This window comes from Micromonospora sp. WMMD1128, from assembly GCF_027497235.1.
Classification (GTDB): Bacteria; Actinomycetota; Actinomycetes; order Mycobacteriales; family Micromonosporaceae; genus Micromonospora.
On the sequence record NZ_CP114902.1, the window covers coordinates 5,178,970 to 5,196,808 of the forward strand.

The following is a 17,839-nucleotide window of genomic DNA, read 5'->3' on the forward strand; positions in this document are numbered from 1 at the left end:
TCCCGGTCCTCCTCGAACGACCGGCCGGCGTGCGCCCTGCCATTGCAGCCGACACCTCCATCGAGGGGTACTGATTCGATCCTGCTCGAACGGCGCCCCCGCGCCGGCCGGCTCCCCGGTACGCTGCGAGCGTGATGGTCGCGCGGTTGGACGGCCTCAGCCTGTCCCGGCTCCGGCTGGCCGCCTCGCCGGTCGCCGAGGCGACGCACTGGATGCGGGTCGCCCTGACCCGGTCCGGGCACCCGGTCCACGGCGACCCGGGCCCGGTCGCCCGCGCCGCGCTGCGCCACCCGGACACGGCGCTGGTGGCGCAGTTGCTCACCCCGGTCGGCCAGCCCGGCTACATGCCGGATCTGCTCACTCCGAAACCGGAGTCGGGCCCCTCGGCGACCGTCCTGGAAAGACAGTTCGCGGCGATCGCGGCCACTCCGGCCGAGCAGGTGTCCGCGCAGGTCGCGGCCCGGTACGGCCGCCGTCCGGTGCCGCCGACGGTGCGGGCCGCGGTGGCCGACGGCGCACTCGCCACGCGGGTGGCGGCGGGCCTGCGCCGGTTCTGGCAGGAGGCCCTGGCCGAGCGGTGGCCGCAGGTGCGCACGCTGCTGGACGCCGAGTTGGCCGAGCGGGCCACCCGGATGGCCGCCGGCGGAGTCGGTAGCCTGCTCGACGACCTGCATCCGACGATCCACTGGACGGCCGGGACGCTGACGGTCGAGAGCCGGTTCCGCACCGAGACGACGCTGTCCGACACCGAGGTCGTGGTAACCCCCTCGGTGTTGGCCTGGCCGCAGGTCACCGTGCAGCTCTGCGACGCCCGGGACGCCGTGCTGACCTACCCGGCTGCCGGTCCGCCGCCGTCCGGCCGCCGGGGACGCCTCGGCGACCTGGTCGGTGTGAGCCGGGCCGACATCCTCGCCGACCTGGACGTGCCGCGCTCCACGGGTGAGCTGAGCCGGCGGCACCACCTGGCGCCGGCCACCGTCTCCTACCACCTGGGCGTGCTGCTCCGCTCCGGCCTCGTGCGCCGCCGGCGGGACCGGCACCTGGTGCTCTACCAGCGCTCGACCTCCGGCGACTCTCTGGTCGACCGGCCGTTGGTCGGGGTTTGACTTCGCGCGCGCTCGAAGGGGCAGGGTGGCGGAAACGCTCCGACGGGGAGGAACTTCCATGCGTTACCGCACCATCGGCACCGACCCGGCCACCCGCCGCCAGGTGAGCGTGCTCAGTCTCGGCGCGATGCTGTTCGGCACCGCTACCGACGAGGCCACCTCGTACGCCATCCTCGACCGCTACGTCGCCGCCGGCGGCACGTTCGTCGACACCTCCGACAACTACGCCTTCTGGCACAACGGCGGGCAGGGCGGGGAGAGCGAGGAACTGCTCGGCCGTTGGCGGCGCAGCCGTGGGATCGGCGACGAGATCGTGTTCGCCACCAAGCTCGGCGCCCGTCCGCTCGCCCCCGGCACCAGCTACCTGGACAACCCGGAGGGGCTGTCGGCGAAGGTGATCCGCGAGTCCGCCGAGCGCAGCCGGGAACGGCTCGGCGTCGACCGGATCGACCTGCTCTACGCGCACATCGAGGACCGGACCGTCCCGCTGCGGGAGACCGTCGAGGGTTTCGCCGGGTTGGTCGCCGAGGGCACGGTCGGGCTGCTCGGCGCGAGCAACCACCGCGCCTGGCGGGTCGAACGGGCCCGGGCCCTCGCCGCCGCGTCCGGCCTGCCCGGATACGAGGTGCTGCAACATCACCGCAGCTACCTGCCGCCGCGGGTGGACCTGCCGAGCGACCTCGACCCGGACGGCGACGTCGGCTGGGTCGGCCCCGACCTGGCCAGCTATCTGCGGGCCGAGCCGCAACTCACCCTGGTCGCGTACTCACCGCTGCTCAAGGGCGCGTACGCGAAGCCGGAGCGGCTCAGCGAGGCGTACGCGCTACCAGGCACCCCGGCCCGGTTGGCGGCGCTGCGCGCGGTGGCCGCCGAGACCGGCGCCACGGTCAACCAGGTCGTGCTGGCCTGGCTGATGGGCGGCGAGTTGCCGGCGATCCCGCTCGTCGGCTTCTCCTCGGTGGCCCAACTGGACGAGGCCCTGGGCGCGGTGGACCTGGAACTGACCGCCGAGCAGCGCACCCGGCTGGACGGGGCGCACTGACCGGTCAGCGCGTCAGATCGGTCCTTACGGCAGACCGCGTTCGACGCCGGGTTGTCCACCGACGGGTAGGCGTGCGCGTGGCGGCGATCGCCAACCGCCGAGGCGGCCTCGACCACCGCGCGCACCGCGGCGGTGGCCAACCCTCGACCCTGGTGCCCGGGGAGCACCGCCGGTGTGCGCCCGCACCTCGGGGCTGTTCAGCGCCCGCAGCAGCGCCAGGTCGTCGGCGCTCCATCGGACGATGCGTACCTCGCTCATGCCGCCGATCGAACCAGCCACCCCTGACCGAAGGCCCGCCAGATCGCATCTGGCGGGCCTTCTGGCGCCTCGTGGGTGAGGCCGGCAACCAGGGAGGGCGGCATGACAGCGTTGCGGCTCGCCGTGATCATCGGCAGCACCCGGGAGGGGCGGGTCGGCGACCGGATCGGTCGCTGGTTCGTCGCCGAGGCCCGCCGCCGCGTCGGGCTGGCCGTGCACGAGCTGGACCTGGCCGGGTACGCCTTCCCGGCCGCACTGCCCGCCGCGCGCACGCCGGCGATGCGGGAGTTCGCCGGGGAGGTGGCGCGGGCGGAGGCGTTCGTCGTGGTCACCCCGGAGTACAACCACAGCTTCCCGGCCTCGTTGAAACAGGCGATCGACGTCGCGTACGACGAGTGGCAGGCCAAGCCGGTCGGCTTCGTGTCGTACGGCTGCCGGTCCGTCGGCGTGCACGCGGTCGACCAGCTCCGGACGGTCTTCACCGCGCTGCACGCGATGACCGTGCGGGACACCGTCGGCCTCGACCTGCTCGACGGCGAGCCCACCGGGCACGCCGAGGAACGGCTCCGGCAGGACGTCCGGCTGCTCCTCGACGAGCTGAGCTGGTGGGGGCTGGCGTTGCGCGAGGGTCGCGCGGCACGCCCGTACGCCTGCTGAGAACCACCCACGGAGAGAGGTATAGATCATGAGTAACCGGAACACCGGCCTGGCCGTCGAGGCCGACGGCCTGGTCCGGTCGTTCGGCTCGACCCGGGCGCTCGACGGGCTGGACCTGCGGGTCCCCGCCGGCACCGTGTACGGGATGCTCGGGCCCAACGGCGCCGGCAAGACCACCGCGGTGCGCGTGCTGGCGACGCTGCTGCGCCCCGACGGCGGCACGGCCCGGGTCTTCGGCCACGACGTCGTCGCCGAGGCCGACGCGGTCCGCGCCCGGATGAGCCTGACCGGCCAGTACGCCTCGCTCGACGAGGACCTGACCGGCGCGGAGAACCTGGTCCTGTTGGGCCGGCTGCTCGGGCTGAGCCGTCCGGCCGCACGGGCGCGGGCCGAGGCGTTGCTCGCCGCGTTCGGGCTGACCGAGGCGGCGGGCCGGCAGGTGAAGAAGTATTCCGGCGGGATGCGGCGGCGGATCGACATCGCGGCGAGCATCCTGAACACGCCGGACCTGCTGTTCCTCGACGAGCCGACCACCGGGCTGGACCCGCGCAGCCGCAACCAGGTGTGGGAGATCGTCCGGGCGGTGGTCGCACACGGCACCACCGTGCTGCTGACCACGCAGTACCTGGACGAGGCCGACCAGCTCGCCGGCCGGATCGCGGTGGTCGACCACGGCCGGGTGATCGCGGAGGGCACCCCGGGCGAGTTGAAGTCGTCGGTCGGCTCCGGCACCGTCCACGTGCGGCTGCGGGACGCCGGGCAGCGGTCCCGGGCCGAGCAGGTGCTGCGGACGGTGTTGAACGTGCCGGTGCAGCTCGCGGCCGACCCGGTGGCGCTCACCGCCCGGGTCGGCGAGGACGGCACCGACCTGGAGGCCGGCGAGCAGGCTTCCCGCGCGCTGGGCGAGCTGGCCCGGGCCGGGATCGTGGTGGACGACTTCTCCCTCGGCCAGCCGAGCCTGGACGAGGTGTTCCTGGCCCTGACCGACCACCCGGCCGTCGAGGCGGACGAGCGGGACGACGAGCTGGAGGCAGCCCGATGAGCGACACCGTGACCACCACCGGGCCGGCGCCCTCCGTCTACGTGCCCTCCACCGAGGCGCTGGCCACCGTGCTCGCGCCCGCCGAACGACCGGCCCGGCCGAGCGCGCTCGCCGCGTCGCTGACGTTCGGTTGGCGGGCCGTACTGAAGATCAAGCACGTGCCGGAGCAGCTGTTCGACGTGACCGCGTTCCCGATCATCATGGTGCTGATGTTCACGTACCTGTTCGGCGGCGCGCTCGCCGACAACCCGCGGGCGTACCTCCAGTTCTTCCTGCCCGGCATCATGGTCACGAGCGTCGTGATGATCACCATGTACACCGGGGTGGGGTTGAACAACGACATCGAGAAGGGCGTCTTCGACCGCATCCGTACCCTGCCGGTGTGGCGGCCGGCGGCGCTCGTCGGCATGATCTTCGGCGACGTGCTGCGCTACATCCTGGCCGCCGTCGTCATCCTCGGGGTGGGGCTGGTGCTCGGGTTCCGTCCCGACGGCGGCCTGCTCGGGGTGCTGGCCGGGATCGGCCTGTTGGTGATCTTCTCGTTCGCGTTCTCCTGGGTGTGGACGTTCTTCGGCCTGGTGCTGCGCAGCGAGAAGTCGGTGATGGGGGTCAGCATGATGGTGCTGTTCCCGCTGACGTTCCTGAGCAACGTGTTCGTCGAGCCGGCCACCATGCCGGGCTGGTTGCAGGCGTTCGTCAAGGTCAATCCGATCACCCATCTGGTCGCCTCGGTCCGGGCCGTGATGGCCGGCTCCACGGACGCCACGAACACGATGTGGCTCCTGCTGTGGAGTGCCGGTTTCGTGGTGGTGTTCGGCACGCTTACCATGCGCCGCTACAACCGCCGCTGACCTATTTACGGTGGCGGGGTCCGCCGGGCGCGGACCCCGCCACCTCGGCGTAACGCCGCGGAGGCGGGGCGACCAGGGTTTGTTGTCCGGCCAGATCTTCAGTCGTCCAAGCGGCAGGAACATGCTCCCGACAGGCGGGAACCCGCGCTTGATCGACCCCATTTCGCCGAGGTGGCGGGGTCGAGCGGGCTTGGTTACCGCCACCTCGCCGAGATGGTGTCGATCAAGACGCCGGCCACCCCTTCGCTGCGGGCACGGGCGGGCGCGGTGCGTGGGTGGGGGTTGGCGGTCAGAGTTGCCAGGGGACCGGCTCGGCCGGCAGGTAGCGGCAGGTGCCACCGGTGGTAACCGACTCGCGCAGGTGGGCGGCGAGCGCCGGGTGCCGCTGCTCGATCCGCCGCAGCGTGTCCCGGATCCGGCCGGTCACCGCCTTACGCGCCCGTTCGGCCTGGTCGCCCAGTCGACGGGTGCGCCCGGCCAGCCCGGCGGCGGCACGCAGCTCGTCGAGCAGGGCCGCGCGTTCGGCGTCCAGGGCCGCCAGCCGCCGCGTGTCGTCGCGCGCCGCAGCCCGGTCGATCTCGTCGTCGAGCCGCCGCAGGTGCTGCCGGTAGCGCGCCTTCGCCTCGTCGTCGAGCACCGGGTCGGCGCCGAGCCGGCGGGCGGCGACCAACTCCACGCCGGCCGCAGGGTCGAGCAGCTCGACCGCGGGCACGTCCACACCCGGTCGACTCAGCAGCAGCCGCAGGTCATGCAGGCCCTTCGCGTCGGGGAGGTGCACCACCGCGCCCGCGTAGGCGAGCCGCCACACCGACCCGTCGAGGCAGAACTCCGGCCCACCCGCACCCGCCTGCCCACCCGTCCCGTCGTGGACCTGGTGCCCGGCCGCAGCCAGCCGGTCCTGCGTCGTCGCCGCAACCAGCCGCTCCACCGGCGCCGCGGCCAGCCGCTCCACCCGAACCACGCCCGGCGCGGACGCCTCGACCAGCCGCTCCACCACCTGGGCCATGCCCGGCGCGGACGCCTCGACCAGTCGCTCGACGACCTGGGCCATGCCCAGCGCCCGCGCCTGCGCCACCGTCTCGGCCCGCAGCCGGGCCGCCTCCACCGTGTCGCCCGGCCCGCCCCGCCCAATCAACGCCCGGACCAGACCGGCCCGGCTCAGCACCGACCAGGGCCGGGCGCCGAGCCGGTCGGCGGCGTCCCGGGCCGCCGCGTAGCCGGCGACCGCGTCGTCCCACCGCCGTTCCGCCGCGTCCACGGTGGCCAGCCAGAGGTCGACCGGGCCGCCGATGTCGCAGCCGAACAACGCCACCAGCCACCGCCCGCGGTGCGGCGCCAGGGCCGTCCGCGCCTCGGCGCATCGGCGGGGGTCGCCGTCCACCGCCGCCGCCTGGGCCCGCAACCGAAGCCACAGCGTCGACACCGGGCGGGGGTACGCGGTCCCGGCGGCCTCGATCCCGCCGATGATCCGGCGTACGGTCGCCGCGTCGCCACGTTCGGCGGCGGTGATCCCCCGGAGCAACTCCACCTGCGGGTGGTTGGCCGGGCCGGGCCGGTCGAGCAGAGCCTCAGCCTCGGCGAGCCGCCCCCGCAGCACCAGCAGCGACCAGCGCAGGTGGTGTGCCATGAAGGCGTGTTCGGAGTGCTCCCACTCGCCGTAGCCGTCCAGCTCGGCATAGCTTGCCTCGGCGGCGGCGAAGTCACCCTGGAACGCGGCGATGATGCCGCTGTCGACGGCCGCCGCCATCCGCTGCCGGGCCACGTCGCCCGCGCGGCACCCGGTGACGAAGGCGCTCAACTCGTGCCGGTAGCCCGGATCGCCCAGCTCAAGCAGCGCCACCCAGCGCAGCGAGGTGGCCCACAGCTCGGTCTCCCGGTCGCCGCCGCGGCGGGCCACCTCCCGGATCTCCGCAGTGACCACCGCCCGCTCCGGCGCGGTGCCGAGCCCCCAGGTGGTGTCGTGGCGGGCCCACAGGCTGAAGGTGAGCGCCTCGTCGTCGCGGCCGTGCCGGGCCAGCGTCTCGGTGGCGGTGATCAGGTCGGTGACCAGGGCCGGCGTCGACCGCTCCGGGTCGGGCGGGCCGATCAACCCCGCGTACGCCTCCCGGACCAGCGCGTCGGCGTCGAGCCGGCGGCGGGTGGCCGCGTGCTGGCCGTGGACGGTGAGCGCCACCCGGGCCAGCAGGACCGGCTCGTCGAGCCCTCGGGCCAGCGTGGCGGCGTCGACGAGCAGCGGCTCGGCCTCCCCCGGTGTCCCGGAGTGATGCAGCAGCCCGGCCAGTTCCAGCAGCACCCGGACCCGCCGGACCGGCTCGTCGGTGACGTCGAGCGCCCGCCGGAAGTGCCGCACCGACTCCGCCACGGCGAGCCGGCCGCTCGCGTCCCGCGCGGCGGCCACCAGCAGGTCACCGGCGCGTGCCGGGTCCAGCTCCGCGCCGGCGAGCCAGGCGTGGCGGGCCAGGTCGGCCGGGATGAGCCGGCCCACGAGCGGGTCGGAGTCGACGGCCCGGACCACGGCGGCGTGCCGGGTGCGCCGTTCGTCCTCGGACAGCCCGTCGTAGAGCGTCTCCCGGACCAGGTCGTGCACGAAGGCGAACCGGCCGCCGCCTCGGGCCAGCACCAGCCGAGCGGCGGCGGCCCGGTCGAGCAGCCGGTCCACCTGCGCGGCCGGACCGGGTACGCAGGCGGCGAGCGTCTGCCGGTGGAACTCGCGGCCGAGCACGGCGGCCACGGTCAGCGTTTCGACCACCGGGGCGGGCAGTTGGTCGAGCCGGCGGCGCACCGCCTCCCGTACGCCGGGCGCGATGGTGTCGGCGAGACCACCTGTGTGCCAGAGCCGCGCGGTCTGCTCGACGAAGAACGGGTTGCCGCCGGTGCGTCGGTGCACCTCGTCGACGAGGCCCGCGCCGGGTTCCCGGCCGGCGGTGCGGCTGATCAGCGCGGCCACCTCGTCGCGGCGCAAACCGGCGAGCGTGACGGTGGTGGCCTTGGCGGTCAACGGCAGCAACAGTGGCCGCAGCGGGTGGTCGCCGGCTTCGACCTCGGCGTCGCGGTAGGTGCCGATCAGCAGCAGCCGCTCGAACCAGGTGTGCTGGGTGGCGAACTGGAGCAGCCGCAGCGACGCCGGGTCGGCCCAGTGCAGGTCATCGAGGACCACCACGACCGGTCGGTGCTGGGCGACGGTGACGAGCGCGCTTGTCACCGCGTCGTGCCGGACGAACTCGGCCCGCTCACCGTCCTCGGGCGGGCCGCCGCGGTCGACGATCGCGTCGTCCGCGGCGGTTCCGTGCTCGCCGAGCAGGGCCGCCAGCCCGGCCGCCGCGGCCTCCCGCGCGGCCGGCGGATCGTCGGTGGACCGGGCCAACCGGCGCAGCACCTGCAACCAGGGCCAGTAGTCGGGGGCGGTGTCGGAATCCCAGCACGCGGCGCCGAACACCAACGCCCCACGCCCGCGGGCCTCGCCGGCTGCGGCCGAGACCAGGGTGGTCTTGCCGATGCCCGGCTCGCCCGTGACCAGGACCAGGCCGCCGTGGCTGTCGATCACCCGGGTCACCTCGGCGCGCAGCAGCCCCGCCGGGTGTTCCCGGCCGATCATCTCCTCGCGCGACCGCGGCTCCATGGCCTCCCGACGCTAGCCGACGGGTCCGACACCCGAGGGCCGCCGACACCGCGGTGGGCGTCAGAGGCTGCCGCCTCCGGTGCTGCGCAGGTTGCTGCCGTCGGTCGGGTTGCGGTGGTCGTCGAGCCGGCGGCGCGCCTCGGCCGACGCCGCCAGGTCGCGGACCCGGCCGGCCGGGTCCGCCGCACTGCGTCGCAGTCGGCGCCAGATCGCCAGGGCTACCAGGACTACCACGACGACGAGAATGACGATGAGCCAGCGCATGACGTCCTCCATCCGTCCGTGACGGGAGTTGTGTCCAGTGTGAACGGCCGGTCAAGGGAGGCGGGCGTCGGTGACCACGTGCGAGCAGGCCGGGCAGGCCGCCGGCCCCTGCTCGGCGAACCACCGGCAGGTACGCCGGATCGCGCACCTCGGCAGCGTCTCCTCGGCGGGCGGCGCGGTCTCGGCGTACGAGGCGGCCATCCGGGCGCCCAGACCACAGTGCGAGCCGGTCCAGAAACCGCAGGACGAGGTGACGCAGGGGCCGGCGAGCCGCACCCGCGACTCGATCGGCCCGGCGGAGTCGTCGACACCGGCGAGCGCCACCTCGGCCGGCACCGCGGGCGTCACGTAGGCCACCCGGCCCGCCGGAGTGATCATGCCGAGGAACACGGTGGCGTTGGACGCCGGGGTGCTCGGGCACATCCGCTCCGGTGGGCCGGCGGGCGGGGCGACGTCGGTCACCGCTGGATCCAGAACCCGATGTCGTTGATCTTCTGGCCGAGATCCTGCGCGAGCACGCCGTCGAGCACCCAGAGCCCGTACCACTCGGGGCGCAGCTTCAGGTTGCCGTGGCCGAGGGTGAGCGGGTTGACGAGCTTGGCGTTTGCGGTACGCAGGGCGGCCAGGCCGGCCTTCTGGATCTCGCCGGCGATCAGGGTCTGCTGGTCTGCGGTCAGGTCGACGCCGTCGACCACGAAGCGGAACTCGTTGCGGGCCATCGTGTTACCTCCGGTCACTCGTACGATTCGGTGCCCAGCCCGCGACGCAGGCTGGTCCGGGTGAAGGCCGCCCAGCCGGCGTGCGAGGCGGCGTCGGCGGGCTGGCCGGCGCGGGCGAGGACCCGGCCGGCGTGCTCCGGCCAGCGCCCGGCGGTGGCCGCCGCGTCGCCCCAGAGCTCGCGGCAGGCGGCGACCGCGAAGGCGATCTGCTCCGACGCGCCGGTGAACCCGGCCGGGCCGTCGCCGACCCGGATCGTGCCGTCCGGCCGGACCCGCACGCTCGGGAAGTGGTGGTGCAGGCTGGCGAGCGTGGCCAGGTGCGCGGCGTCGCGCCGGGCGGCGGCGAACCCGGCGTACGTCTCGTCGTCGCGTCGGTAGCGGATCGCGTGCAGGACCAGCGCGTCGCCGGCCGGCTCGATCCGGGCGACCACCTGCGTGGGCGCGCTCCACGAGCGGGGGGAGTTCGCCGACCAGAACGCCAGCCACACGGCGAGCCGGGCGTGGAAGTCGGCCTGCACGCCGACCGCCGACGCGGAGCCGCCGGGTGAGTGCAGCACGGCGGCGGCGATCCGGTCCCGGGTGAGCAACGGCGTTCCGGTGCGGGCCGGAGCCGCCGCCGCGGTGCCGGTGGTGGAGGCGACGGTCAGGCCGGTCAGGGTGACCGCCGAGGCCGCCGCGGCGCCGGCGAGGAGTCGCCGGCGATCGAACGGGTGTCCGTTGTCGTTCATGGTCGGCCCTTCGTCGACGCCCAGTGGGTCGACGCTATCGACCGGAAAAGATCAGTTGAACACCAGGCGTGACGGGAGGTTGACAGCAAAATCGGGGATTCCCGGCGGCGTGAATAGCGTTCCTGTGCCCGGGTCGCGGCATGGGACGCCCCGGGGCGTGGCACGCACGGCCGGGTTACCGCACGCACGCCCGGGTCACCGCACGGGACGTCGCACCGCTCAGGCGGGGAAGCGTTCGTGCCCGAGCACGGCCAACAACCGGAGCTTCTCCGCGCCCTCGCTGCGCGGCGGCGCGGTCAGCACGAGCAGCGCCTGCGACTGGTCCTCGGTGAAGAGCACCTGGCAGTCCAGCTCGATCGGGCCGAGTTCCGGGTGGATGAGCGTCTTGTGGTCGGCGAAGCGCTGGGCCACCTCGTGCCGCTCCCACAGCTCGGCGAACTCCGCGCTGGCCGCGCGCAGCACCCGTACCAGTTCACCGGCGCGTGACCGCGGACCCATCGACCCGTACGCGGCGCGGAGGTTGGCGACCTGGGCGCGGCTCTGCCGGTCGTGGTCCTCGGCCGGGTAGCGCCGCCGCTCCCCCGGGTCGGTGAACCACCGGTAGATCCCGCTGCGGGCCGGCCCGGTGTGGCCGGAGTTGTCCCCGAGCAGCGCGGCGGCAAGCGGGTTCTGCACGAGCGTCTCACCCAGATTGGACAGGATCAGCGCCGGCGTGTCGGCCAGCCGGTCCAGCACCCGCAGCAGCGCCGGGGCGACGTGGGTGGCGGTGGCGACGGCTTCGGGCGGGCTGTGCCCGGCGACCCGGAACAGGTAGTCGCGCTCGTGGCCGGTCAGCCGCAGCGCCCGGGCCAGCCCGGCGAGCAGGTTCGGGCTCGGCTGTGGGCCGCGCCGCTGCTCCAGCCGGCTGTAGTAGTCGGTGGACATCACGGCGAGCGCGGCGACCTCCTCCCGCCGCAGCCCGGGCGCCCGCCGTCGGGCACCCTCCGGCAGCCCCACGTCGCCGGGGCGCAGCGCCTCTCGGCGGCGACGGAGAAAGTCGGCCAGGGCAACGCGGTCCATGGTCCGAGTATCCGCCGTCCGGCCGCGTCATCCAGGGATCCGCGATCCCTCGATCGCTGATCTCTGCACCGACCACGGCGGCTGGGCCATGCTGATCACATGGACATCTCCGGAAACACGATCTTCATCCCGGGCGCCACGAGCGGGATCGGCCTGGCCCTGGCGCTCGCCCTGCGCGACCGGGGCAACACGGTGATCGTCGGCGGCCGGCGTACCGAACTGCTCGACGAGATCGCCGCGGCCCACCCCGACCTGGACACGGTGCCGATCGACACCACCGACCCGGCGAGCATCGCCACGGCGGCGGAGGCGGTGCTGGCCCGGCACCCGGACCTCAACGTTCTGGTGGCGATGGCCGGCGTCATGCGGGTCGAGGACTGGCGCTCGCCCGAGACGTTCCTCGCCTCGGCCGAGGAGGTGGTGACCACGAACGTGCTCGGTCCGATCCGGCTGATCGGCGCGTTCGTCGAGCACCTGCGGCAACGCGGGGACGCCACCATCGTCACCGTCTCGTCCGGCCTGGGGTTCGTGCCGCTGCGGGTCACCCCGAGCTACAACGCTTCCAAGGCCGCGATCCACATGCTCAGCGAGTCGGTCCGGCTCCAGCTCGCCGAAACCGGCGTACGGGTGGTCGAGCTGGTGCCGCCGGCGGTGCGCACCGGGCTGCTGCCCGGCCAGGAGAGCAGCGAGTTCGCCATGCCACTGGACGAGTTCGTGACCGAGGTGGTGGCGCTGCTGGAGGCGCAGCCGGACGCCACCGAGATCCACGTCGAGCGGGTGAAGTTCCTCCGCCACGCGGAGGCGCGCGGCGACTACGACCAGGTCGTCGCCACCCTGAACGCGGCCGACCCGCACGCCGCCACCTGAGGTGTTAAGCGGGGCCCCCGCCTATACCGGAGACGTTAAGCGGGGGCCCCTCCTTGTAACACTTGATATCGACGGATCCCTATCTATAGGCTGTCGGCGTTCCCGCACACCCCCCATCCCCCAGGAGTGTGAACCATGCGTACGCCGAAGCTGTCCCGGATCCTCGCCACCCTCGCGGCCGTGACGCTGACGGCGCTGGGCGCGGTCGCCGTCAACCCGGCACCGGCCTCCGCCGCGGTCCGCAACGTCTGCTACAACACCAGCCAGGCTGGCCCGTTCGCCAGCTACGCGGTGCAGGCGGCATCGATCTGGAACAACTACACCAACAACATCAACATGGCCCAGTGCGGGTCGAACCTGATGATCTACTACACCTACGGCGGCGGGTCGTACGCCCAGCGCACCAGCCTGGGCAACGGCCGCGTGGTCATCGACTACTACCAGGCCCAGCAGTACTCCCCACTGCGCATCATGACGCACGAGATCGGCCACATCCTCGGCCTGCCGGACAACTACAACGGCAACTGCGCCATCCTGATGTCCGGCGGCAGCGCCGGCACCGGCTGCACCAACCCGTACCCCAGCTCCGCCGAGGCCGCCCGGGTCGACTCGCTGTTCGGCTTCGCGGCCCGCAGCGCGACGTCCGCCCAGGTCTTCAGCGACAGCTGGCCGGCCGCCACGGTGGTCGGCGCCGGTCGCTGACGACGCACCGGTGACGGGGTCGGCGGGTCACCGCCGGCCCCGTTCGCGTGTCTTCGCCACCGTCCGGCCGGTCCGCTGGCGCGGCGCTCGCGCGGCCGGTGGCTCGGCGGCGAGGTCGGCGGCCCGCCGGCTCAACGTCTCGACCCGCTCGCGCAGCCGGCCCACGGCGTCGCCGTCGGGCTCGGACACCTCGTCGAGCAGCCCGACGTAGTCGCCGGCCAGCCGCCGGTACGCCCGACCGCCCGGCCCGCCGGCCCGGTCGAGGTCGATGATCTGCTGGGCCAGGACGGCGGTGGCGGCACTCAGCGCGGCCCGCTCGTCGGCACGCGCGTCCCGCCCGGCCCGCCGCGCGTCGGCCAGCCGACCGGCTCGCCGGCCACCCAACCAGAGCACCGCCGCGCCGGCCACCACGCCACCGATCGCGCCGCCGGCCAGCAGGTAGCGGGGCAGCGACGGGCTGATGGTCCGCCCGCCGTCGGGCATCAGGCCCGTGCGGACCAGCCGGTCGTAGTTGAGCACGATCACCTTGAGCGCCTCGACCGGCCGGTCCACGAACGCGTCCGCCCCCTGGCTGATCACGGTCTCCGCCACCATCGAGCGGCCGATGTCACGCGGGCCGTCGCCGCCGACGCGGGAGCAGCCGTACGTGTCCCAGTCGTCGTCGTCGCGGCTCATCGCCAGCACCAGCGTGCCCCCGGTGGCGCGCTCGGTGTCGTCGCAGACCTCGCGCAGGTCGGCCCCCGGCGCCATCATCAGCACCACCAGCCGCCGGTTGCCGATGACCCGTTCGGCGGCGGCCCGGTCCACGTCGACGCCGGGCGCCGCGTAGACCGACGAGGCGCGCACCTGCCGGGCGACCGGCCCGTCGAAGAGGCCACCGGACCAGAGCGCCCAACCGGCCAGCACCAGGCAGGCGAGCACCGCCCGACCGAACGCGCTGCCGACCAGCCGGCCGAGCAGCCGGCGCGCGACCGCGGTCATGACAGCCTCCCCCGCAGGTAGACGTCCGGCCGGTAGCCGGGCATCCGCACGTCCCGGGCCACCTGGTCCAGTTCGGCCTCCGCGCCGGCGAGCAGCCCGCGTACGTGCTTGTCGGGCAGCCCGTCGTCGAACGCGGACCGGGCGGACCGCAGCCGGCCGACGCCCCGCACCAGCGCCGGGTCGGTACGCGCGTCGGTGAGCAGGGACAACTCCACGGCCAGCGCGGAGAGCCCGGCCAGTCGGGCCGGGGTGCCGCCCGGCCCGACATCGCCCGGTCGGCCCCGGCCGGCACCGCGCACGGTGCGGATCGACAGCACCACGAACCCGGCCACGCAGCCGGCGAAGAGCCACGGCAGCGCCGGCAGCGCCACCCGCAGCGGATCCAACGGCCGGTACGGCAGCGGCCTGTCGAACAGCCCCGCGTACCGCACGTCGGTGACCCGGGCCAGGTACGCGCCGAGCACATTGAGCTGCGGATAGTCGTATCGGCTGAGCCGGCCGGCGTACTGCGCGTAGAAACTCGCGCCGGCCACCTCGGCGAACTCCGCCGCGCCCGGGCCGTGGTATTCGATCCAGCCGCCGTACATCACCACGAGCGGCCGGTCCGGGGCGAGCCGGTGCAGCGCCGGCCCGTACGCGGGCAACGGCGCCCCGTACGGCTGGATCGGGAGCGCCACGAACCAGGCGTCGCCGGGGAAGGCTTCCTTCGCGGTCTTCTCCGGCAGCCGGGGCAGCGTCGCGCCGGGAGCGGCGTACCGGCCGGTGGCGCGCAGCGCGGCGGTCACCGGGGCCAACTCGGCGGCGGTGGGGTCCCGCCAGCGCAGGTCGTCGCGGTCCGGCGGGGTCGGCTGCTTGTGCAACGCGGCGAGCAGCGTGACTATCTGGCTGGTGACGTCGCCGGTGGCGAACTGTGACCGCCAGCTCGGCAGGTCGTCCGACGTGGCCAGGTAGAGACCGCCGCTGACCTCGGTGCCGACGATCCGGATCTCGGCGTTCTCCACGTCCTTCACCCGCCGGCGTTCCGCCTCGTCCAGCCCCGGCGGGGCGACCAGGATCCGGGTGTCGCCGACCGCCGCCCGGACCCGCGCCTCGTCCCAGCGCGCGACCGCGCCGGGCAGGCGGACCACCGGATCGGCGGCCACCATCGCGGTCATCTCCGCCACCGACGGCACGGTGGCGTCGCTCAACTCCCCGGCGGAACCCTCCGCGGGCAGCGAGGCGGTCGACGGCGACTGCCCGTAGCTGACCTCGACGCTCTGCCGCTGCGCCACCAGGAACACCACGAGCACGACCGCCGCGACGACGAGCAGCGACCAGCGCAGCACCTCCAGGCGTACCCTCACCGGCCGGCCCGCCACAGGTCGTCGGCGCGGCGGGCGTGCTCGGCCGCCTCCCGCGCCGCGTCCGCGCCGCCGCCACGCGCGGCGGCGAGCATCTCGGCGCGGGCCAGCAGCCGCTCCGCCTCGGGCACCGGCGCGGTCGCCGCGTCCCGGCTGACGGCGGCGTCGTCGATCGCCGCCCGCGCCGACGACCAGGCGACCCGCCGGCCCCGGTCCCGGGCCCGGCGCCGAGGCAGCAGCGTGGCGAGGAACCCGGCGGCCACCGCCACCACGGCCCCACCCAGCCAGGTCAGCACACTCGCGGTCATGATCCCTGTCTAACGCACCGCCGCCAGCCGCGCCCGTCGGGGTGCGACCCGCCGGCCTACGACGACGAGTAGCCCTCCTGGAAGCCCTCCATGAACCCCCCGGCGAACCCGGAGACCACGCACCCGGCACAGCACAGGATCACCAGCAGCGCCGGCACCGCGACCCAGAGGACCGTCGACCAGTTGATCCCGTCCTCCTCTGGCTGCGGCGGGTAGTACGCGGCATACGGCGGCTGCTGTTGGTACGGGTCGTAAGGATGCACCCGGCCATCCTGCCCACCGCCCGCCCCCGCCGGAAGATCCGAACGGACCGCCCGGCCGGCCCGCCCGTCGCTTCCGACCCGTGCGCGTACCCAGGTGTGCGTACTCAGGCCCGGTGCGCGTCCAGGTGGGTGAGCACCGTCTGGTTGGCCTCCCAGCCGTCCGGGAACTTCACCGGCACGTCCAGGTGCACCCGCTCGGTCGACGGGTAGGCGTCGAGCAGCTCACCGATGCCGGCCCGGGCCACCACCACGCAGGCGTGCCGGTGCCGGGACGCCAACACGCACAGCCGCCCCGACTCCAGGTGGAACGCGGTCGCGTCGCGCCGCCCGGAGAGCGGGTGCAGCACGATCGTCACGTCGTACTCCCGGCCCTGGAGGCGGTTGGCGGTGTCCACGGTGATGCCCGCGCCGGCCGCGCCCAGCCGGGACCGGATGGCCGCGACCTGGTCGCGGTGCGCGGCCCCGACGGCGATCCGGTCCGCGGTCACCGGCGCGCCGCCGGGCGCAGCCTCGCTGACCGCTACCGCGCCGCGCCGCAACACCCGCAACGCCAGCTCCGCGCAGGCCGCGGCGGCTTCCGCGTCGGTACGCACGGTGTGCCGGGCGGGCAGCTCGTGCAACGCCCAGCCGGTGGCGGCGGCCAGCTCGACCGAGGCGTCGTAGCCGTCACCCGGGCCGGTCTCGGTGAACGTCAACGCCCGGTCGGCCGGCCCGGTGCCGGCGCGGAACCCGGTGAACGGGTAGAACGCGGCGGAGACCACCGGGGCGGCGGAGGCGGGCAGCCGCCACGACACCGGCAGCCGGTGCACCGGCAACTCCGGGTTGTGCCGCAGCAGCGTGGCCACCGCCGACTGCATCGGATCCCAGGTCAGGCCGGTCCAGCGGGCGGTCTCGACGGTGGAGAACGGATCGAGCTGCCCCGGGTCGCCGACGAACAGCGCCCGCTCGAACCGCCCGGCCACGCGCAGCAGCGCGTCCGCGCGCATCTGGTACGCCTCGTCCACGATCGCCCACGGCCAGCTCCCCTCGGTGACCGTGGCCCACTTCGCCGCCGTACCGATGGTGACCGCCGGCCCGCCCAGGTCGGCGACCTTCGCCGCGACCCGGACCGCCGGGTGGTTCCGCACCCGCCCGGTGGGCTGGTAGTCGGTCGCGGAGAGCCGGCCGACGCGCAGCTCCGGCGCCTTCCGGCCGAGCCGGTCGATCAGGTCGTCCACCTGCTCGTTGGTCTGCGCCACGATCATCAGCGGCGCACCGGTGGCGGCGGTCTCCACGGCGGCGCGCACCACGAGGGTGCTCTTGCCGGCGCCGGGCGGCGAGTCGACCACCACCCCCCGGTGCGCACCCTCACGCACATCGCGCAGCACACTCTCCACCACGTGCAAGGCGGGGGCCCTTCTTAACGCATTCGGTATAGGCGGGGCCCCTTCTTAACACGCGCCGGGTAAGACTGCGGGCATGAGTGAAGCGCCGGTGCTCTACCTCATCGTCTGTGCCGCTCCCCCGGCCCAGCGGATCGGCGAACTCGCCGAGCTGCTGGCGGCCGACGGCTGGCGGGTCTGCCTGATCGCCACCCCGACCGCCGCGAGCTGGCTCGACCGCGACGCGCTCGCCGACCAGACCGGTCATCAGGTACGGGTCGAGTGGCGTCGCCCCGGCGACCCCGAGCCACACCCGCCGGCCGACGCCGCGGTGGTCGTGCCGGCCACCTTCAACACGCTCAACAAGTGGGCCGCGGGGGCGAGCGACACGTTGGCCCTGGGCATCCTCAACGAGCTGCTCGGCACCGGGCTGCCGGTCCACGTGTTTCCCCGGGTCAAGGCCGCGCTGGCCGCGCATCCCGCCTATGCGCCGAACCTGCGGTTGTTGCGGGAGGCGGGGGTGGTGGTGCACGACGGGGAGGTGCTGCGGGCGCCGGACGAGATGACGCCGAGCCGGTGGGCGGCGGTGGTCGACGCGCTGCGCGCGGCGCGACCGCCGATGTAACCGACGCGTCGTCGCCAAGCCAGCGGAACACGCCCTGCTCATCTTTT

At 74.3% G+C, this 17,839-nt stretch carries 19 protein-coding genes and 1 pseudogene; 8 read left to right on the forward strand and 12 right to left on the reverse strand.

The window, feature by feature from the left end; all coding sequences use genetic code 11:
• Nucleotides 1-134: 134 nt before the first annotated feature.
• Nucleotides 135-1,106: a DUF5937 family protein gene (locus O7602_RS23110; protein ID WP_281590480.1), complete on the forward strand. Its 972-nt coding sequence runs from the start codon at nucleotides 135-137 to the stop codon at nucleotides 1,104-1,106.
• A 58-nt stretch (nucleotides 1,107-1,164) separates the two neighbouring features.
• Nucleotides 1,165-2,148 (forward strand): aldo/keto reductase, encoded by a 984-nt coding sequence (locus O7602_RS23115; RefSeq protein WP_281584711.1) that lies wholly within the window; start codon nucleotides 1,165-1,167, stop codon nucleotides 2,146-2,148.
• 89 nt (nucleotides 2,149-2,237) lie between these two features.
• Here the strand turns inward: O7602_RS23115 and O7602_RS31050 are convergent.
• Nucleotides 2,238-2,315, reverse strand: a pseudogene (locus tag O7602_RS31050) (hypothetical protein); the annotation flags it as partial.
• Between the two features lie 193 nt (nucleotides 2,316-2,508).
• Here O7602_RS31050 and O7602_RS23120 point away from each other — a divergent pair.
• From O7602_RS23120 to O7602_RS23130, 3 genes are read left to right on the forward strand one after another with little or no spacing between them, the layout of a single operon-like run.
• Complete coding sequence (locus O7602_RS23120; RefSeq protein WP_281584712.1) at nucleotides 2,509-3,063, forward strand: NAD(P)H-dependent oxidoreductase; 555 nt, start codon at nucleotides 2,509-2,511, stop codon at nucleotides 3,061-3,063.
• Between the two features lie 28 nt (nucleotides 3,064-3,091).
• On the forward strand, nucleotides 3,092-4,105 hold the full coding sequence (locus tag O7602_RS23125) for an ATP-binding cassette domain-containing protein (RefSeq protein ID WP_281584713.1): 1,014 nt from the start codon (nucleotides 3,092-3,094) through the stop codon (nucleotides 4,103-4,105).
• On the forward strand, nucleotides 4,102-4,956 hold the full coding sequence (locus tag O7602_RS23130; RefSeq protein ID WP_281584714.1) for an ABC transporter permease: 855 nt from the start codon (nucleotides 4,102-4,104) through the stop codon (nucleotides 4,954-4,956). The genes O7602_RS23125 and O7602_RS23130 overlap by 4 nt, the downstream gene beginning before the upstream one ends.
• Nucleotides 4,957-5,245: 289 nt before the next feature.
• On the opposite strand, the gene O7602_RS23135 is transcribed toward O7602_RS23130, so the two are convergent.
• From O7602_RS23135 to O7602_RS23160, 6 genes are all read right to left on the reverse strand, one after another.
• Nucleotides 5,246-8,575, reverse strand: a complete 3,330-nt coding sequence (locus O7602_RS23135; protein ID WP_281584715.1) for an AAA family ATPase — start codon at nucleotides 8,573-8,575, stop codon at nucleotides 5,246-5,248.
• A gap of 60 nt (nucleotides 8,576-8,635) precedes the next feature.
• Nucleotides 8,636-8,839: a hypothetical protein gene (locus O7602_RS23140; protein ID WP_281584716.1), complete on the reverse strand. Its 204-nt coding sequence runs from the start codon at nucleotides 8,837-8,839 to the stop codon at nucleotides 8,636-8,638.
• A gap of 51 nt (nucleotides 8,840-8,890) precedes the next feature.
• Nucleotides 8,891-9,301 (reverse strand): hypothetical protein, encoded by a 411-nt coding sequence (locus tag O7602_RS23145; RefSeq protein ID WP_281584717.1) that lies wholly within the window; start codon nucleotides 9,299-9,301, stop codon nucleotides 8,891-8,893.
• Nucleotides 9,298-9,558, reverse strand: coding sequence for a hypothetical protein (locus O7602_RS23150; RefSeq protein ID WP_281584718.1), 261 nt, complete (start codon nucleotides 9,556-9,558; stop codon nucleotides 9,298-9,300). Before O7602_RS23150 ends, O7602_RS23145 begins: the two co-directional genes overlap by 4 nt.
• A 14-nt stretch (nucleotides 9,559-9,572) precedes the next feature.
• The gene (locus O7602_RS23155) at nucleotides 9,573-10,286 is read right to left on the reverse strand and encodes a hypothetical protein (RefSeq protein ID WP_281584719.1); all 714 of its coding nucleotides are present in this window, start codon (nucleotides 10,284-10,286) and stop codon (nucleotides 9,573-9,575) included.
• A gap of 219 nt (nucleotides 10,287-10,505) precedes the next feature.
• On the reverse strand, nucleotides 10,506-11,345 hold the full coding sequence (locus O7602_RS23160) for a helix-turn-helix transcriptional regulator (protein ID WP_281584720.1): 840 nt from the start codon (nucleotides 11,343-11,345) through the stop codon (nucleotides 10,506-10,508).
• A 99-nt stretch (nucleotides 11,346-11,444) separates the two neighbouring features.
• Between O7602_RS23160 and O7602_RS23165 the strand changes: the two genes are divergently transcribed.
• Together O7602_RS23165 and O7602_RS23170 are read left to right on the forward strand one after the other, a co-directional pair.
• On the forward strand, nucleotides 11,445-12,212 hold the full coding sequence (locus O7602_RS23165; RefSeq protein ID WP_281584721.1) for an SDR family NAD(P)-dependent oxidoreductase: 768 nt from the start codon (nucleotides 11,445-11,447) through the stop codon (nucleotides 12,210-12,212).
• 135 nt (nucleotides 12,213-12,347) lie between these two features.
• Nucleotides 12,348-12,914, forward strand: coding sequence for a snapalysin family zinc-dependent metalloprotease (locus O7602_RS23170; RefSeq protein ID WP_281584722.1), 567 nt, complete (start codon nucleotides 12,348-12,350; stop codon nucleotides 12,912-12,914).
• A gap of 27 nt (nucleotides 12,915-12,941) precedes the next feature.
• Here the strand turns inward: O7602_RS23170 and O7602_RS23175 are convergent, their stop codons facing one another.
• The 5 genes from O7602_RS23175 to O7602_RS23195 form a co-directional block, all read right to left on the reverse strand.
• Complete coding sequence (locus tag O7602_RS23175) at nucleotides 12,942-13,895, reverse strand: hypothetical protein (RefSeq protein WP_281584723.1); 954 nt, start codon at nucleotides 13,893-13,895, stop codon at nucleotides 12,942-12,944.
• Nucleotides 13,892-15,238, reverse strand: coding sequence for a hypothetical protein (locus O7602_RS23180; RefSeq protein ID WP_281584724.1), 1,347 nt, complete (start codon nucleotides 15,236-15,238; stop codon nucleotides 13,892-13,894). Before O7602_RS23180 ends, O7602_RS23175 begins: the two co-directional genes overlap by 4 nt.
• On the reverse strand, nucleotides 15,235-15,543 hold the full coding sequence (locus tag O7602_RS23185; protein ID WP_281584725.1) for a DUF6403 family protein: 309 nt from the start codon (nucleotides 15,541-15,543) through the stop codon (nucleotides 15,235-15,237). Before O7602_RS23185 ends, O7602_RS23180 begins: the two co-directional genes overlap by 4 nt.
• 56 nt (nucleotides 15,544-15,599) lie before the next feature.
• Complete coding sequence (locus tag O7602_RS23190; RefSeq protein ID WP_281584726.1) at nucleotides 15,600-15,806, reverse strand: hypothetical protein; 207 nt, start codon at nucleotides 15,804-15,806, stop codon at nucleotides 15,600-15,602.
• A gap of 104 nt (nucleotides 15,807-15,910) precedes the next feature.
• A complete protein-coding gene (locus O7602_RS23195) occupies nucleotides 15,911-17,173 on the reverse strand; it encodes an AAA family ATPase (protein ID WP_281584727.1) in 1,263 nt (420 codons plus the stop codon).
• A 91-nt stretch (nucleotides 17,174-17,264) separates the two neighbouring features.
• Between O7602_RS23195 and O7602_RS23200 the strand changes: the two genes are divergently transcribed.
• Nucleotides 17,265-17,792: a flavoprotein gene (locus O7602_RS23200; RefSeq protein WP_281584728.1), complete on the forward strand. Its 528-nt coding sequence runs from the start codon at nucleotides 17,265-17,267 to the stop codon at nucleotides 17,790-17,792.
• Nucleotides 17,793-17,839: the final 47 nt, after the last annotated feature.

What these genes read in the sequence shown, in the direction of transcription:
- O7602_RS23110 (WP_281590480.1), top strand. Translation starts at nt 135, where the DNA reads ATGGTCGCGCGGTTGGACGGCCTCAGCCTGTCCCGGCTCCGGCTGGCC.
- O7602_RS23115 (WP_281584711.1), top strand. Translation starts at nt 1,165, where the DNA reads ATGCGTTACCGCACCATCGGCACCGACCCGGCCACCCGCCGCCAGGTG.
- O7602_RS23120 (WP_281584712.1), top strand. Translation starts at nt 2,509, where the DNA reads ATGACAGCGTTGCGGCTCGCCGTGATCATCGGCAGCACCCGGGAGGGG.
- O7602_RS23125 (WP_281584713.1), top strand. Translation starts at nt 3,092, where the DNA reads ATGAGTAACCGGAACACCGGCCTGGCCGTCGAGGCCGACGGCCTGGTC.
- O7602_RS23130 (WP_281584714.1), top strand. Translation starts at nt 4,102, where the DNA reads ATGAGCGACACCGTGACCACCACCGGGCCGGCGCCCTCCGTCTACGTG.
- O7602_RS23135 (WP_281584715.1), bottom strand. Translation starts at nt 8,575, where the DNA reads ATGGAGCCGCGGTCGCGCGAGGAGATGATCGGCCGGGAACACCCGGCG.
- O7602_RS23140 (WP_281584716.1), bottom strand. Translation starts at nt 8,839, where the DNA reads ATGCGCTGGCTCATCGTCATTCTCGTCGTCGTGGTAGTCCTGGTAGCC.
- O7602_RS23150 (WP_281584718.1), bottom strand. Translation starts at nt 9,558, where the DNA reads ATGGCCCGCAACGAGTTCCGCTTCGTGGTCGACGGCGTCGACCTGACC.
- O7602_RS23155 (WP_281584719.1), bottom strand. Translation starts at nt 10,286, where the DNA reads ATGAACGACAACGGACACCCGTTCGATCGCCGGCGACTCCTCGCCGGC.
- O7602_RS23160 (WP_281584720.1), bottom strand. Translation starts at nt 11,345, where the DNA reads ATGGACCGCGTTGCCCTGGCCGACTTTCTCCGTCGCCGCCGAGAGGCG.
- O7602_RS23165 (WP_281584721.1), top strand. Translation starts at nt 11,445, where the DNA reads ATGGACATCTCCGGAAACACGATCTTCATCCCGGGCGCCACGAGCGGG.
- O7602_RS23170 (WP_281584722.1), top strand. Translation starts at nt 12,348, where the DNA reads ATGCGTACGCCGAAGCTGTCCCGGATCCTCGCCACCCTCGCGGCCGTG.
- O7602_RS23175 (WP_281584723.1), bottom strand. Translation starts at nt 13,895, where the DNA reads ATGACCGCGGTCGCGCGCCGGCTGCTCGGCCGGCTGGTCGGCAGCGCG.
- O7602_RS23185 (WP_281584725.1), bottom strand. Translation starts at nt 15,543, where the DNA reads ATGACCGCGAGTGTGCTGACCTGGCTGGGTGGGGCCGTGGTGGCGGTG.
- O7602_RS23200 (WP_281584728.1), top strand. Translation starts at nt 17,265, where the DNA reads ATGAGTGAAGCGCCGGTGCTCTACCTCATCGTCTGTGCCGCTCCCCCG.